This is a genomic window from Pseudomonas cedrina subsp. cedrina, assembly GCF_001983175.1.
Taxonomy (GTDB): Bacteria; Pseudomonadota; Gammaproteobacteria; order Pseudomonadales; family Pseudomonadaceae; genus Aquipseudomonas; species Aquipseudomonas cedrina.
The window spans coordinates 324180-338721 of record NZ_MNPW01000004.1 but is presented as its reverse complement, the minus strand read 5'-3'; the positions used below and the strand labels follow the sequence as shown (position 1 = coordinate 338721).

The following is a 14542-nucleotide window of genomic DNA, read 5'->3' as shown; positions in this document are numbered from 1 at the left end:
TTAGACTAGGGATATTTAATCATTACCACTGCGAACAGCAGCAACAGCTCAATAATCTATAGCGTGCACACAACTACCGACATACAACTAATACGAACTTCCAAAGTGACGCAAAAATTTGATTAACGCGCCTCCTCCTATCAATTCGTAACTTCATCGACACTTCATGGCACCATCCCCACATCCCGCGCATACGCAAACAAATCCACATCCGTGGAAATACACAAACGCTGCATCGCCGTACTCTTCTGCTTGCTGATGGTGGAAATGCTGCGATTGGCCCGCGCGGCGATCTCGGTTACCGTCAGGCCACTGGCCAGCAGACGCACCACCTCCTGCTCTTTGCCCGATAGCTGCGGCGCCTGGGTTGGCTGCGCCACGCAGGCCTGCTCCAGCTGCACGCGCAGGCACTCACTGATAAAGGTGCGCCCCTGGTACACAGAGTGGATAGCCTGCGGCAACTCCCGCGCCGAGGCGCTTTTGGCCAGTACCGATTTCGCGCCATGGGCCATGGCCGCGCGGAGCGTGGCGACGTTGGCGAACATGGTCACGACAATCATCGGCACCTTGGGGTACTGACGATGCAATAAACCCAGCAAGCCATAACCGTCCACCTGCTGATCGCCCGGCATCGCGAAATCCGTCACGATCACGTCACACGGTGTGCACTTGAGCAAGGCCAGCAATTGATCGGGGCCGTCGGCCTCGCCCACTACTTTGCACTTGCCGCTCGCTTCAATAACTACTTTTTGCCCGACACGCACAATAGGGTGGTCGTCGGCAATAATGATGCGAATCATCGTATTTTCCATGATGGCAATTAGGTAGCACCAAAATACCCCGACACTCCTTCTGTAACAACTAGCAATAAAACACCTGTTTTGCGACGCAGCCCGTGTTTTAAGGGCTCTACACCATTGCCTACAAAATTAAAAGAAATAACATACAGAAAAGTACTACACACAAACGAAAGTTTTCCTTCAGAAGCAATTAACAATTAAAGTCTATATAAATAGTTCAAATAATTTCCAATGTCTTGGTAGAAGCGATCGAGCGCACTGCGGTTGGCCGCCACACCGCTCAGGTGCACACGGTCAATCAAGCGCACGGCACGCTGCTCCAGCGTTGTAGCGCCCAGAAACGCCACGCTGCCCACCAGTCGATGCAAATGTTGAGTGGTGGCTTGTTCGTCACCAGTGGCCTGCGCCCGCCATAGCGCTTCAAGGTCCTCGTGGGCTTCTTGAATCAACTTGCACAACATTGGCTCTACCACCTCCCAAGAGCCAAACGCGGCGATCAAGCTTTCGCGACTGGCAACACCTGGCGAACGCGGCGTTGAAGTATTGACATAACAGGCGGGCTCTGGTGCCGGCATGGGCAGCCAATCGCACAGCACATCGCGCAACTGCTCAACGCCGATGGGCTTGAGCAGCCAGCCGTCCATCCCGCATTCCACGCAGCGGCGGATTTCTTCCGGGCCCATGCGCCCGGTCAACGCAACCACTGGTATTCGCGCTCGCCCGCTTTCGCGCTCCAGGCGCCGAAGTTCGGCGGTCATCGCGTAACCGTCCATCACCGGCATGCGGCAGTCGCTGATGACCAGGTCAAAGTGCTCGTCTGCCAGCGCGCGCAACGCACTGTGCGCATCGCTGAACAGGGCGCGGCGCACACCCAACGCATCGAGCAAGCCCCCCATGAATGCGCGATACAGGCCATGATCATCAATCACCAGCACCCGCGCCTGCCGCCAGCCGATCAGCGCGTCACCGTTGGAGGATGAGGACGCTTCACTGGGTGTTGTGCCTGGCCTTTTGGATTTGCCCGGCATGCTACCCCTCGCACGCAGCAACATGTTTCCAGGCCCGCCTTGGAGCACGGTATCGCTAGAGGGGTTGCGCGCTATAAAAGCGGATCACTCAATTGAGTGAATTAACCGCGTTGAAAGAGCGCGAAAAATATCCGAATGATTGAAACACCGCGATACAACAACTACGACAACGCGGTTTTTCTCAACAACTCGCCGAGCGTGTAGTCATTGCCCAAATTCGTATTTGTTGCATTCCACGCGGTCAGTGCCGGCGATAAATTCCCCCCGCTTTCCCTAGAAGCAGCGCGTGCCCCTAAAAACCCTAAAACAAGGGCAACTCACCCGCGCACCCTATCTGTCCCTTACACCTTGCACAGGAATAAATCCGCCTATGAAAGCCTCATTCGCCGCCCTCGCCGGGACGATGCTGCTCGCCGTTTGCCCTTGGGCAGTGGCCGCCAGCAGTGTCGACCTGGCGGTCCAGGGCGCCATTACCCCCAGCGCCTGCACACCCAGCCTGAGCGAAGGCGGTGTGGTCGACTACGGAAAGATCGCCGCACGCGACCTGAACTACGCCGGCCTTACCTGGTTGCAAAAGTTCAACATGAACTTCGCCGTCAACTGCGACACGCCGACGCTGTTCGCTATCCAGGGCGAAGACAATCGTCCGCAGAATCTTTCCCACGGCGGTTTCGGATTTGCGCGCGCAAGCAACGACGAACCGATCGGCGCCTTCTACCTGTATATCTCCAATTACCTCGCCGACGGCGTGCCCGTCACGGCGATGTCGTCAATCGGCGGGGATTTTTGGCTTCCCCTGGTTTTCTTTGCGTTCGAGCCCAACGTACTCACCGGTTTCGGTCACGTAAACGCGGGCGTCGCTGCGCCCATCCCCACCAAGAACCTGAGCGTGTCCTTGAGTATCGAGGGGGCCATCTACCAAACCAAGTGGTTGCCGGTCCATGAAGAAATCCCCATCGACGGCTCCGCCACGCTCGAAGTGAGGTACCTGTAATGGGTCGGTTCAACCTGCGCGGACACGCCTGCGGTCTCCTGCTTTTGCTGGCGCCACACGCCTTTGCCGCCAGCAGCGTCGACCTCACGGTCACCGGCCTGATTGTACCGAGCGCCTGCACGCCAACCTTGAGCCAGGGCGGTGTAGTCGATTACGGCCGGCTCGCCGCCAAGGACCTGAATGCCGACAGCTCAACCTGGATGCCCACCGTCACCCTGCGACTGAGCGTGAACTGTAGCGGACCCACACTGTTCGCCCTGCGCGGTCGGGATAACCGCGAAGGCACCGCCCACAATGATGACGACGAAAAATACGGCCTTGGCCTGATCAACGGCAACCAACGCCTGGGCAGTTATTTACTGACGGTCCATGCGCCGGTATCGGCCGGGCTGACGCTGTACACATTGATGTCCCTCGATGACGGCCAGAGCTGGTGGCAGTTCCCCGACGGGACCTGGCTGAGCCCGGCGCAAATGACCGCATTCGGCAATGCCGAGTCAGGGCGTCCGGCGCCTGTCGCGCTGCAGACCGTCACCAGCGAACTGCGTGTGGACACCGCAATTGCCCCCGCCAGCGGCCTGACCCTGACTGAAGAAGTGGCATTGGACGGGTCGGCCACCGTGGACCTGTTTTACCTGTAACCCAATCCTGCCCTTCCCCCCCCTAGGAGCCCCCATGAACACTGCTTTGAAAACCCTGATGAGCGCCCTGATGCTGACCAGTGCCGGCACGGCCATGGCCGCCTCCAGTGTCGACCTGAGCGTGCGCGGTTTGATCACGCCGAGCGCCTGCGAGCCGACGCTGTCCAGCGGCGGCGTGTATGACATCGGTAAAATTTCGGCCAAAGACCTCAACGCCGACGACTTCACCAACTTGGGCGAACACATCTTGCAACTGACCGTCACGTGCGACGCCGCGACCCTGATGGCGATCGAGCCGAAGGATAACCGCGCAGGCTCCTCCTCCGATGACGCAAACACGCGATTCGGGCTGGGCTTGATCAACGGCACCGAAAAGCTCGGCTTCCTGGAAATGTGGCTCTCTTCCATGCTGGCCGACGGGATTGAAGGTCGCCCGATTGGCTCGGCAGACGGTGGCCTGACCTGGGCTCGTAAACCCAGCTTGGCGCACGACACCATCACCTCAGTGGCCGACACCACCACCCTGGCGCCGCTCCCCGTGCAATTGCTCACGGCAGACCTGAGCCTTTCCGCCTCGATCGCCCCCGCCAACAGCCTGACCCTGACCAACGAAGTCGCCATCGACGGCTCCGTGACCCTGACCGTCAAGTACTTGTAGCGGCAAAACAGCCGAGCGCGCCCAACGTGGCGCGCATTGGCCGTGCACTTTCGTATTTGTTGCATTCCTCCCGGACGGTACCGGCGATAAATTCCCTCCCGCTTTCCCTGGAAGCAGGGCGTGCCTTCAAACCCTTGAAAACCAGGGCTGATTGGGAAACGGCGCCACGCCTGAACCCACGCCCCCCACCACTGCATTACAAGGAATCGTGCCCATGGAGAAAATCACCCGCGCTGCCTTTGCCCTGTTGCTGGCGGCCTGCTCACCCGGCGTGTCCGCCGCCAGCAGCGCCGACCTCAGCGTGACGGGGAGCATCACGCCCAGTTCATGCACGCCGCGCCTGTCCAACGACGGGGTGATCGACCACGGCAAGTTGACGGCCAAGGACCTCGAAAAGGTCAGGCCCACCTTGCTCGACCCGGCTGAAATGCAGCTTGAAGTGATTTGTGAAGGGGCGACCTTTTTTACCCTGACCACCTTCGATAACCGGGCGGGCACCTCCGCCATCAACGCCGCGCACCACGGCCTTGGCATGATCAATGACGACCAGAAACTGGGCAGCGTCGCGTTCGCTCTGTTCGAGCCGGTAGCCGACGCGGTGGCGGTCAAGACCATCGTTTCGCGCAATGGCGGCGCCAACTGGGTCGTCAACCCGTACCTGGGGCATGAGGCGTTGACCTCGTTCGCCGCCGCCGACGGCCCCAATACACCGATTGCCATAGAGGTCCTGAACGCACGGTTGCGCGCCTTCACCATCATCGTGCCGTCCAAGGACCTGACGGTGGTGGATGAAGTGCCCATCGACGGCCAGGCCACGCTGCAGCTCAAGTATTTGTAATCCATTGCTTAGCCTTTCCTCCCTGGGAGCCACACTATGAACACTTCGTTGAAAAGCCTTTTAGTCATGGCGCTACTGTCTGGCGCAGGCAGTGCCATGGCCGCCTCCAGCGTTGATCTGACCGTGAAAGGTCTGATCACGCCAAGTGCGTGCGAGCCGACCCTGTCCAGTGGCGGTGCGTATGACATCGGCAAGATTTCCGCCAAGGACCTGAATGCCGACAAAAGCACTGCATTGCCCGAGCACACCTTGCAACTGACGGTGACCTGCGATGCCGCGACCCTGATGGCGATAGAGCCGCAGGACAACCGCGCTGGTTCGAGCTTTGAAAGCGACCCGGCCACGTTCGGCCTGGGCCTGATCAACAGCAGCGAAAAACTAGGCTCTTTCGCGATGAACCTGTCATCGATGCTCGCCGACGGCCAGGAAGTGGGACCCATCGTCTCGAAGGACGCCGGCTTGACGTGGTCCCGGTCCATGTATTTAACCAATGCAGGCATCACTTCGGTCGCCAACACCACCACCATCGCGCCGATTCCGGTCCAGTCGCTCACCTCCAATCTGACCCTGTCCCCGATCATCGCACCCACCACCGGCCTGACCTTGACCAACGAAGTCGCCATCGACGGATCCGTGACCCTGACCGTCAAGTATCTGTAACGCAGACGTGCGCAACGCCCGGCGTTGCGCGCCCTGGTTATCACAGATGTTCCCTTTATCACGGTTCCAAGACCCGACCATGAACACGCCCTCAAGCCGACTGGTGACCCTCTGTTTTCTCTGCCTGGCGGCGACGCCCGCCTTCAGCGCTTCGGACGCCGAGGTGACGGTCACCGGCACCATCACCCCGAATGCCTGCACGCCTACGCTGTCGGACAACGGCATCGTCGACCATGGCAGGGTGCCGGTCCGCAGCCTCAATCAATACGAATTCAGCGACTTGCCCAGCCGTACGCTGGACCTGAGCGTGAGCTGCAACGAGCCGGTGCTGTACGTGCTGATTGGAGTGGACAATCGCGCCGACTCGTCAGTGGGGCCGGGTTTTTATTACGGCTTGGGCACCAATATCCATGCGCCTACCGAGCGCCTGGGCTCTGTGTCCCTGGCCCTGCGTGATGTCATCGGTGACGGCAAGCCGGTGTTGGTGCTGGCCTCCAGCAACCAGGGCCTGACCTGGTTTCCCGAGTCCAACGCCTACCCGGACAACTACATGGGCTTTGCTCATCCCGGCACGCTGGTGCCGGATCCCCATCGGTTGATCACTGCAACCTTACACATCGATACGTCGATCAACGCTGCCGCCTACCTGACCCTCAATCAAGAGGTCCCGCTGGACGGTTCAATCGTGCTTGACCTGAGGTACCTGTAGTCATGTTGCTTACTCCCTGTGTTTCCTTTTTTGGCCGGGTGTTTCTCGGCCTGCGCTACCTGTGCGTCTACGTCGGCGGCCTGGCCCTGGTGCTCGGTGGTTCGAGCCTGGTACTGGCCGACGGGATGGTGCCGGACACGTCCGTGGTGATCGTCAACGAGGCAGACGGCGAAGCCTCGGTGTCGGTGACCAACACTGATTCCAAGCTGGCCCTGCTGCATGTGACCCTGGAGGACATTCCCGAAGACTCGGCGCCGCTGCTGTTTGTCACGCCGCCGCTGACCCGCGTGGAGCCGTCCAAGAGTCAACTGATCCGTTTCATCCTGCAATCGCCGGAACCGCTGGTAACCCAGCGCTTTAAACGAGTGATTTTCGAGGGCATGCCCCAAGGCCGTTCCGCTGCCCAGGCCGGGCATGCGCGGGTCGGCGTGACCGTGCGCCAGAACCTGCCGGTGATCCTGCATCCCAAGGGCCTGGCGCCGAACCGCACGCCCTGGACCGGCCTGACATGGAGCCTGAAAAACAGCCAGCTCAGCGTGCATAACCCGTCGCCGTATGTGGTGCGCCTGGCCCAGGAACTGCGCCTGCTGCCCGGCAACGGCTCGGCCTTGCTGCCGCGCACCTACGTGCTGCCCGGCGAAACCCTGAGCGTGGCCGCCAGCCAGGCCACCGCCACCACCGTGCAATTGCAGCCGGCCACCGTCTATGGCTTTGCCGTGGCGCCTTATGAGGCGCCGGTTTCGCTCTGATGCCCGCGCCGGAAGGACTCAGACCGGCGCCCTGATAACGAAGTGCCCCCCCATTGAAGGTCACCAGAAGCCCGCCCGCTCCGAGGGATCGGCGGCGCGCTTCCATCACTTGAGTACGACGTGTGAGCACAGTCATGACTGATCGCGACGGCGAAGCCGTGCCCGGCATTTCGCTATGGCGGGCGCCTCCATTCCTGGCGGGCCTGGCATTGGCACTGCTGCCGGCGGGCCTGTTACTGGCCGACGAAACCGGCGGTTCGTTCGACCCGCAGACCCTGTCCCAACGCGGCATTGACCCGGCACTCGCCAACCTGCTGCTGCAAGCGCCGCGTTTCACCGCGGGGCGCCATGCCCTCAACCTCAATGTCAACGGGCAGCGCCGGGGCCGTGTCGACGTCACCTTCGATCAAACTGGCGCACTGTGTTTCGACCGTGCCCTGTTGGATGCCGGCAACCTGAAACTGCCCGAGGCGTCGGTCGATACGCGGTGCCTGGGCTTTCTCGAGCTGTATCCGCAGACGGTCATCGAGCAGGAGCCGGCCAGCCTGAGCCTGTCCCTGGTGGTGCCAACCGATGCCATACGCCCGGCGGTGCAGGATGTATCCGGCTACCAGACCGGCGGCTTCGCCGCGTTGCTCAACTACGACCTGACCGGGCTGTACAACGAATATGGCGACGACAGCAACCGCTTCGGCTCGGCCAACACCGAAGTCGGCTTCAACGCCGGCGACTGGATCGTGCGCAGCCGCCAGGTGCGCACCTGGCAGGACGGCCAATCGCGCACTACTCACCTGGACGCGTATGCACAACGCACCTTTGCCGCTCAGCAGGCAGTGTTCCAGGCCGGGCAGATCAACCTCTACAACCCGGTGCTGGCCGGCGCACAGATCACCGGCGCCCAGGTGCTGACCGAAACCGCGCTGCAGGACCAGAACCAGGGCGCGACCATCGACGGTATCGCCAACAGCCCGGCCCAGGTGGAAATTCGCCAGAACGGCACGCTGATTCATTCCACGGTAGTGCCCGCCGGGCCGTTCTCGTTGACCGATGTGCGGCGCTTGAACAGCCGCTCCGACGTTGAAGTCACGGTCAAGGAAACCAACGGCGAAGAACGCCGCTTTACCGTGCCCGCGGCGATGCTCGGCCTGGGCCTGCCAGCGCCCGGTTACTCGGTGGCCGCCGGGCAAGTGCGCAAGATCGGCGACAGCGAAGGCGCCCAGCCCTGGGTGGTCAGCGCCGGCTGGAGCGGCGCGCTGCACCCGCAGGTAAGCTTGAGCGCGGGCGTCCTGGGCGCCGAAGATTACCGCGCGGCGGGGGCGAGCCTGGGTTGGTTGCCGTGGCGCGACAGCCAGTTGCAGTTCGGCGTGCAGGGCGCGCAGGCCAGCCGACGAGGTAAGGATCAGGGCCTGCAGACCGACCTGTCCTGGTCGCAACGGTTGTCGGACAGCTGGGCGATCACCACCGCCGCGTCGTGGCGTTCGCTGGGTTACCGCGAGCTGGAAGACTCGACCTACACCACCGACACCCGCGAGCAACGGCGCTCGCGTTATCGCGATCAGCAAAGCGCCACGGCGTCGTGGTCGCACCCCATGTTGGGGGCGTTCAGTGCCGGGGTGTCGCGTTCGTCTTCCTATACCGGCGACGGCAGCACCCGCGCCCTGGCGTCGTGGGGCACCAGTGTTGGCCGCGTATCGGTGTCGGCCAGCGCCGAATGGCAAGTGGGCGGGCGCAAGCAGAGTGACGACAGCGTCTACCTGAATATCAGCCTGCCCCTGGGCGAAAACCGCCGCGCCCGTGCCTGGGCCCGCAATGCCGGCGGTGAACACCGAATCGGCGCAGGCTTGAGCGAGCAACTCAATGACCAACTGAGCTACCGGGTCGGCGTGGAACGCGACAGCCGCGACCGTGAAGTCGAGTCCTCCCTCGGCGTCTCGGCGCTGCCGTACTACAGCCAGCTCGACTTCAACTACACCCGCTCCGACGCCGAGCGCGCCAGCTACCAGGGCGGCGCGCGGGGGGGGGTGGTGCTGCACGGCGACGGGCTGACCTTCTCGCCGTACCCAGTGCGCGACACCTTTGCCGTGATGTCGGTGGGCGAGATGGCGGGGATCAAGGTCAGCACGCCAAGCGGCCCGGTGTGGACCGACTGGCAGGGCCAGGCGGTGGTGCCGCAACTGAGTGCCTATGGCCGCAGCCCGGTGGAGGTGCAAACCCGTTCGCTGCCGCGCAATGCCGACATCAGCAACGGCCTGGCGGTGCTGTCGGCCGGCCGTGGCGCGGTGGACAGGGTTGAGTTCGGCGTGGCCCTCACCCGTCGTGCGCTGCTCAGCGTGACACGCGATGACGGCACGTCGTTGCCACGCGGCGCGGCGGTGAGCACCGGCGACGGCGAGTTCGTCACTTTGGTGCAGGAAGGCAGCCAGGTGTTTCTGCCCAATGTGCTCGATCAACGCCCGCTGTGGATCAAGGCCAGCGGCCGCGAGCCCTGCCGCCTGGACTTCGAGTTGCCGGACAAAGGCGACCCCCAGGTGTATTTCGAAACCACGGCGGCCCGGTGCCGCCAGCCATGAGGACGATTGCCATGGGTTTTAACAGTGCACTGTTGCCGCTGCTTCTGCTGCTGAGCGCCAACGCCTGGGGCGACGACGAATGTCGGCTGAACCTGAGCGAATCACGCCTGGATTTCGGCCTGATGAACCGCGCGGTCGCCGTGGCGCCTGCGCCCGAACGGCTACTGGGCGAGCGACGCATCAGCCTCACGCTGAACTGCCCGCAGGTCCAGGATCTGAGTCTGTTTTACCGGGCGCCGGGCGCAACTGCGCAGCGCTATCGGTTTACCGAGCAGGGCACTTATCGCCTGCAAGTCAGCGAGGCGGTGGTCGATGGCCACGCGGTGGAGCTCGGCCTGCTCGCCGGCAGCGGTCAGCCACCGGTGGCCAGCGGGGCTCAGTTGGTCTGGCGCCCGGAGCATGGGGTTGTGCCCTTGCGTGACGGGGCGACGCTGCGTGGGCGCAGCCTGTCGCTGCAAATCGACGCCAGCGCCTGGGCCGATGAAGCGGCGGCGCGGGTAAACGATGCGGTGACCTGGGACAGCGGCGGGCTGTTCGACGTGGTCACCGGCGGCCGCTCGCGGGAGCTACGCCTGCAAGCGCGTTTCGCCCCGGCTGCCTGCACGCCATTGTTGTCCAACGGCGGGCATGTGGACTTTGGCAAGCTGTCGGTGCTGGATCTGAGCCAGAACAGCGACACCGCCCTGCCCGCCCGGTCCCTGGCGGTGAACGTGGCCTGCGATGCGCCAACCGCCTTCACCTTGCGCATGCAGGACAACCGCCAGGGCTCCGCCACCGGCGGCGCCGATAACACGGCTTACGGCCTGGGGCTTGATTCGCGCCAGCACAAGATCGGTCGCTACCGGCTGATCTTCGATCCTACGCGCGCCACGGCCGACAGCTACGGTGCGCTGTATCGCACCGATGCCGCCGCCGACACCGGCCCCTGGAGCAGTGCCAGCGCCAGCCCGATTGCCATCAGCGGCAATCGCTTCATCGGTTTCAGCGCCGTTCCCGGCAGCACCAGCGGCCCCTCTTCGATTCAACACCTCAGCGCCACGGCGAGCCTGGAAGCGTTCATCGCGCCTCTTGGCTCACTGGACCTGGGCAACGAAGTGCGCCTCGACGGCGCCGCCACCCTCGAAATCAATTATCTCTAGGAGCACGTCCATGAACACCGTTCGTCTATCGCTGGCCAGTCTTGCCCTCCTGGGTATCGCCAGCTCGACCCACGCCGCCTCCACCGCTGAACTGACCGTCACCGGCCTGATCACCCCCATGGCCTGCACGCCGGTATTTTCCGCGGGCGGCCTGGTGGATTTCGGCAAGATCTCCCAGCAAGACCTCAATCAGGCCAGGCCCACGATGTTGCCGCTCAAAACCATGGCCCTCACCGTCAGTTGCAACAGCGCCGGGCGCTACGCCTTGCGCATGCGCGACAACCGCGACGGCACCGCCTACGTCAACAGCGAGATTTACTACGGCTTCGGCCTCGACGGCAGCGGCGGCAAGATCGGTGTGTATTCACTGAAATTCGACCCAAAGCAGACGGTCGCCGACGCCTTGCCGGTGATTTACGGCACCGAATCGACCACCAATGCCGTGGCCTGGCGCACCTCCAACAGCAACCCCATCGACATGGGTTCGCGCAGCCTCCTCGGGTTCACCGAAGTGAACGGCAGCAGCGCCGGGCCCACGGCGATTCAGAACCTGACCAGCACCTTCATCCTGGAAGCCGTGATCAACGCCAAGCAAAACCTGGACCTGAGCCAGGAGGTAGTGATGGACGGCTCCGCCACGCTGGAAGTGGTTTACCTGTAATTCCCAACCGCGACTTTCCCTAGTCAAAGGAGCAACACCATGCGCATTACTTTCACCACGCTGACCGGCGCCCTGCTACTGACCGTCAGCGGCGGCACGTTTGCCGCCTCAAGCGTTGACCTCAGTGTAAAAGGCATGATTACGCCCAGCGCCTGTACGCCTGGACTGTCCAACGGCGGACTCGTTGATATTGGCAAGCTATCGGCCAAGGATCTCAACGTTGACCGAATGACCCGAATCAAAGAACAGAAACTGCAACTGAGCGTGACCTGCGATGCGCCCACGGTCATGGCATTGGAAAGCAAAGACAATCGACCTGGATCGGAATATGACAACAGAGGCAACTTCGGACTGGGCCTGATCAATGGCACGCAGAAGCTCGGTTCCATGGAGCTGTCGCTGGTTTCACCTGTAGCCGACGGTGTTCCGGTCAGGGCCATTGAGTCTCTAGACCAAGGTGCGAGTTGGGCTGGCAACAGTTGGCTGATGCCGAACAACCTGCTGTCGGTAGCCAACACGACGGCTGCCGCACCGATAGCGGTTCAACTGATGACCGCCGACCTGCGAATCAGCGGCCTTATCGCGCCCACCAATACCCTGACCCTTGACAACGAGGTCGCCATCGACGGCTCGGTGACGCTGACCGTTAAATACCTGTAACGCCAATCACCCGATTTATCCACTGACCCACCGCCATCGCGGGCAAGCCCGCTCCCACAGTTTTTTCGGTGCCCGGCACAAAAAGGGTGAACACCCGCAATCCCCTGTGGGAGCTGGCTTGCCTGCGAAAGCGGCGTGCCAGCCACCGGATTTACTCGCTGACCCAACGCCTTCGCGGGCAAGCCCGCTCCCACATTTGTATTGGGGCGGGTCAGGCTTTTTCGCTGGTGACGCCGACGTACAGCGCACGCCCGGCGCCGCAGCCGGTTATGATCGCACCCACGCCGATCACGCCGAATACCCAACCGGTGGCGCCCCAGCCACCGGTCCAGTCATGCAGCACGCCCACGGCCAGCGGGCCGAGGGAGGCCAGGGTATAACCGATACCCTGGGCCATGCCCGACAGGTTGGCGGCGACGTGGGAATCCCGCGAGCGCAGCACGATCAGGGTCAGCGCCAGGCTGAACGTGCCGCCTTGCCCGAGGCCCAGCAGGATCGCCCAGCCCCACAGCCCGTCGAGCGGTGCATACAGGCAACCGAACAGCCCGCCGAGAGTGAGCAACATCACCACCACGATCGCCAGCCGCTGATCCTTGCCACGAGTGGCCAGCCACGGCGCGGTCAGCGCACTGAGCAACTGCACGATAATTGAACCGGACAGCGCCAGGCCGGCCTCGGTGGCACTCAGGCCACGGCTGATCAGCATCGACGGTACCCAGCCAAACACGATGTAGGCCAGGGACGACTGCAAGCCCATGTACAAGGTCACCTGCCAGGCCAGCGGGTCGCGCAGCAACCCTTTCACCCGATAAGCCACCTGGTGCGCCCCATGTTTCTGGCCGACTTGGGGCAGCCAGAACAGGGCTGCCACCAACGCGGGAACCATCCAGAAGCCCAGGCCGATATTCCAACTGTCACCAAAATAATGACTCAACGGCACCGTTGCCCCGGCCGCCAACGCGGCGCCCAGGCACAGCGCCATGGTGTAGACACCGGTCATCGCGCCGGCCTGGCTGGCGAAATCGCGCTTGACGATGCCCGGCAGCAGCACGCCGATGATGCCGATGCTCGCGCCGGCGACCAGGCTGCCGGCGAACAGTCCGGCTTCGCCGAAAGCACTGCGCAGGACGATGCCGGCGGCGAGGGTCAGCAAAATTCCCAGCACCACACGCTCGGCGCCAAACCGTCGCGCCAGGATCGGCGCCAGCGGCGCGAACAAACCCAGGCACAACACCGGCAAGGTGGTCAGCAAGCCCGCCCTGGCGGCCGACAGCCCGAGGCTGCCGGACACCTCGCTCAGCAGCGGCGACAAGCTCGACAGCGCCGGGCGCAAATTCAGCGCCACCAGCACCAGGCCCAGCAGCAACAACCACGGGCGAAGCACCTGCGGATGGCTGTGTTGCACCGCTTCGTCATCGGCCTCGGCGTCAATTAACAGTTCTTCAAGTTTGCTTTCGGGGGTCATTGCTCACTGCCAGCAGAGGGACGGGCGTTTGCCCTAATCAATGGACGAAAAGTCCCACAGCCTATTCGGACGTGCCTACAAGAGCAACGCACTAGGGTTTCTAAGCGGCAAAAGGAGCAGTATTTTCGATTGGTAAAATTACCCTCAGAGGGTAATTATTGGACTCAGGTGTCTTATGGAAAAGTACACACCTCATTACGATTTGGCGGTGATAAAGGCGGATGTCAGGCGGCTTGGCTTCAGAGCCTTTACCGCGACCGCACGGCTGAGCGGTAAAGACCTTGGCCTGGATATAGGAGAGATGCAGGCAGTCATCTACGCGCTGAAAGGAACGATGTTGTACAAGTCGATGACAAGTTATGAGGATCATCGTGCCTGGCAGGACGTTTACCACATTTGCTCGCACGGTTTGGAGATCTACATAAAGGTGACTTACCGTCCAGGCGACGGACCTCCGGTGATCTCCTTCAAGGAGAAAAACACATGAAAAGACAACAATGTTGCAGTTGCGGAAGGCAGGACGGGATGCTTCATTTCTCGGGACGCAGCGAGACAATGGAAGTAAATGGCTTGCTTCGCCGTATCGACAATTTGTGTGGGTGGGAATGCGAGGCGTGTGGAGAAGTGCTCCTCGATCCGCAAGACGCAGAACGCTATTCGAACCTGTGCGATGACATAGTCCACAGCTTCCGGCGAATGATCGGCACAGAGCTGAAACGAATACGCCGCAAACTGCATCTGTCACAAAAGGAAACCGTAGAACTGTTGTCGGGTGGCGGGCACAACGCGGTTTCTCGCTACGAACGCGGCGAAGTATTACCCCCCAAATCGCTGGTCATCTTGATGCGCTTGCTTGAACGTCACCCACATTTGCTTGTCGATGCGAAAATCCTGAGTGAAGGTACAGACCTGCGTAACTCCAAGAATACGGTACATAGAGAACACGAAACCCTGACAACACCTTGAGAAC

16 protein-coding genes are annotated in these 14542 nt (G+C 62.0%); 13 read left to right on the top strand and 3 right to left on the bottom strand.

Going from position 1 to position 14542, the window contains the following annotated elements; all coding sequences use genetic code 11:
- Positions 1 to 164: 164 nt before the first annotated feature.
- A complete protein-coding gene (locus BLL36_RS10135) occupies positions 165 to 800 on the bottom strand; it encodes a response regulator transcription factor (protein ID WP_076951468.1) in 636 nt (211 codons plus the stop codon).
- Between the two features lie 197 nt (positions 801 to 997).
- The gene (locus tag BLL36_RS10130) at positions 998 to 1828 is read right to left on the bottom strand and encodes a response regulator (protein WP_083735275.1); all 831 of its coding nucleotides are present in this window, start codon (positions 1826 to 1828) and stop codon (positions 998 to 1000) included.
- A 370-nt stretch (positions 1829 to 2198) separates the two neighbouring features.
- Here BLL36_RS10130 and BLL36_RS10125 point away from each other — a divergent pair, with 370 nt between their 5' ends.
- From BLL36_RS10125 to BLL36_RS10075, 11 genes are all read left to right on the top strand, one after another.
- Entirely contained in the window at positions 2199 to 2822 is a 624-nt protein-coding gene (locus tag BLL36_RS10125; RefSeq protein ID WP_076951291.1) for a DUF1120 domain-containing protein, read from the top strand.
- Positions 2822 to 3463, top strand: a complete 642-nt coding sequence (locus BLL36_RS10120; protein ID WP_076951290.1) for a DUF1120 domain-containing protein — start codon at positions 2822 to 2824, stop codon at positions 3461 to 3463. Before BLL36_RS10125 ends, BLL36_RS10120 begins: the two co-directional genes overlap by 1 nt.
- Positions 3464 to 3497: 34 nt before the next feature.
- Complete coding sequence (locus BLL36_RS10115; protein WP_076951289.1) at positions 3498 to 4121, top strand: DUF1120 domain-containing protein; 624 nt, start codon at positions 3498 to 3500, stop codon at positions 4119 to 4121.
- A 214-nt stretch (positions 4122 to 4335) separates the two neighbouring features.
- Positions 4336 to 4959, top strand: a complete 624-nt coding sequence (locus BLL36_RS10110; RefSeq protein ID WP_076951288.1) for a DUF1120 domain-containing protein — start codon at positions 4336 to 4338, stop codon at positions 4957 to 4959.
- Between the two features lie 36 nt (positions 4960 to 4995).
- Positions 4996 to 5619, top strand: coding sequence for a DUF1120 domain-containing protein (locus tag BLL36_RS10105; RefSeq protein WP_076951287.1), 624 nt, complete (start codon positions 4996 to 4998; stop codon positions 5617 to 5619).
- A gap of 79 nt (positions 5620 to 5698) precedes the next feature.
- On the top strand, positions 5699 to 6328 hold the full coding sequence (locus tag BLL36_RS10100; RefSeq protein WP_076951286.1) for a DUF1120 domain-containing protein: 630 nt from the start codon (positions 5699 to 5701) through the stop codon (positions 6326 to 6328).
- A gap of 2 nt (positions 6329 to 6330) precedes the next feature.
- Positions 6331 to 7077 (top strand): fimbria/pilus chaperone family protein, encoded by a 747-nt coding sequence (locus BLL36_RS10095; protein ID WP_083735274.1) that lies wholly within the window; start codon positions 6331 to 6333, stop codon positions 7075 to 7077.
- Positions 7078 to 7211: 134 nt separating this feature from the next.
- Entirely contained in the window at positions 7212 to 9647 is a 2436-nt protein-coding gene (locus BLL36_RS10090; RefSeq protein ID WP_083735273.1) for a fimbria/pilus outer membrane usher protein, read from the top strand.
- 11 nt (positions 9648 to 9658) lie between these two features.
- The gene (locus BLL36_RS10085; RefSeq protein ID WP_076951284.1) at positions 9659 to 10786 is read left to right on the top strand and encodes a DUF1120 domain-containing protein; all 1128 of its coding nucleotides are present in this window, start codon (positions 9659 to 9661) and stop codon (positions 10784 to 10786) included.
- A 10-nt stretch (positions 10787 to 10796) separates the two neighbouring features.
- A complete protein-coding gene (locus tag BLL36_RS10080) occupies positions 10797 to 11447 on the top strand; it encodes a DUF1120 domain-containing protein (protein WP_076951283.1) in 651 nt (216 codons plus the stop codon).
- 39 nt (positions 11448 to 11486) lie between these two features.
- Positions 11487 to 12107 carry a DUF1120 domain-containing protein gene (locus BLL36_RS10075; protein WP_076951282.1) on the top strand — a complete coding sequence of 207 codons (621 nt, stop codon included), beginning with the start codon at positions 11487 to 11489 and terminating at the stop codon, positions 12105 to 12107.
- 211 nt (positions 12108 to 12318) lie between these two features.
- Here BLL36_RS10075 and BLL36_RS10070 read toward each other — a convergent pair whose 3' ends face one another.
- Entirely contained in the window at positions 12319 to 13572 is a 1254-nt protein-coding gene (locus tag BLL36_RS10070) for a CynX/NimT family MFS transporter (RefSeq protein ID WP_076951281.1), read from the bottom strand.
- Between the two features lie 175 nt (positions 13573 to 13747).
- Between BLL36_RS10070 and BLL36_RS10065 the strand changes: the two genes are divergently transcribed.
- Together BLL36_RS10065 and BLL36_RS10060 are read left to right on the top strand one after the other, a co-directional pair.
- A complete protein-coding gene (locus BLL36_RS10065; protein WP_076951280.1) occupies positions 13748 to 14059 on the top strand; it encodes a type II toxin-antitoxin system MqsR family toxin in 312 nt (103 codons plus the stop codon).
- Positions 14056 to 14538, top strand: a complete 483-nt coding sequence (locus tag BLL36_RS10060) for a type II toxin-antitoxin system MqsA family antitoxin (RefSeq protein WP_076951279.1) — start codon at positions 14056 to 14058, stop codon at positions 14536 to 14538. The genes BLL36_RS10065 and BLL36_RS10060 overlap by 4 nt, the downstream gene beginning before the upstream one ends.
- Positions 14539 to 14542 lie beyond the last annotated feature (4 nt).

Coding starts and splice junctions, on each gene's coding strand:
- BLL36_RS10135 (WP_076951468.1), bottom strand. CDS start 800: ATGATTCGCATCATTATTGCCGACGACCACCCTATTGTGCGTGTCGGG.
- BLL36_RS10130 (WP_083735275.1), bottom strand. CDS start 1,828: ATGCCGGGCAAATCCAAAAGGCCAGGCACAACACCCAGTGAAGCGTCC.
- BLL36_RS10125 (WP_076951291.1), top strand. CDS start 2,199: ATGAAAGCCTCATTCGCCGCCCTCGCCGGGACGATGCTGCTCGCCGTT.
- BLL36_RS10120 (WP_076951290.1), top strand. CDS start 2,822: ATGGGTCGGTTCAACCTGCGCGGACACGCCTGCGGTCTCCTGCTTTTG.
- BLL36_RS10115 (WP_076951289.1), top strand. CDS start 3,498: ATGAACACTGCTTTGAAAACCCTGATGAGCGCCCTGATGCTGACCAGT.
- BLL36_RS10110 (WP_076951288.1), top strand. CDS start 4,336: ATGGAGAAAATCACCCGCGCTGCCTTTGCCCTGTTGCTGGCGGCCTGC.
- BLL36_RS10105 (WP_076951287.1), top strand. CDS start 4,996: ATGAACACTTCGTTGAAAAGCCTTTTAGTCATGGCGCTACTGTCTGGC.
- BLL36_RS10100 (WP_076951286.1), top strand. CDS start 5,699: ATGAACACGCCCTCAAGCCGACTGGTGACCCTCTGTTTTCTCTGCCTG.
- BLL36_RS10095 (WP_083735274.1), top strand. CDS start 6,331: ATGTTGCTTACTCCCTGTGTTTCCTTTTTTGGCCGGGTGTTTCTCGGC.
- BLL36_RS10090 (WP_083735273.1), top strand. CDS start 7,212: ATGACTGATCGCGACGGCGAAGCCGTGCCCGGCATTTCGCTATGGCGG.
- BLL36_RS10085 (WP_076951284.1), top strand. CDS start 9,659: ATGGGTTTTAACAGTGCACTGTTGCCGCTGCTTCTGCTGCTGAGCGCC.
- BLL36_RS10080 (WP_076951283.1), top strand. CDS start 10,797: ATGAACACCGTTCGTCTATCGCTGGCCAGTCTTGCCCTCCTGGGTATC.
- BLL36_RS10075 (WP_076951282.1), top strand. CDS start 11,487: ATGCGCATTACTTTCACCACGCTGACCGGCGCCCTGCTACTGACCGTC.
- BLL36_RS10070 (WP_076951281.1), bottom strand. CDS start 13,572: ATGACCCCCGAAAGCAAACTTGAAGAACTGTTAATTGACGCCGAGGCC.
- BLL36_RS10065 (WP_076951280.1), top strand. CDS start 13,748: ATGGAAAAGTACACACCTCATTACGATTTGGCGGTGATAAAGGCGGAT.
- BLL36_RS10060 (WP_076951279.1), top strand. CDS start 14,056: ATGAAAAGACAACAATGTTGCAGTTGCGGAAGGCAGGACGGGATGCTT.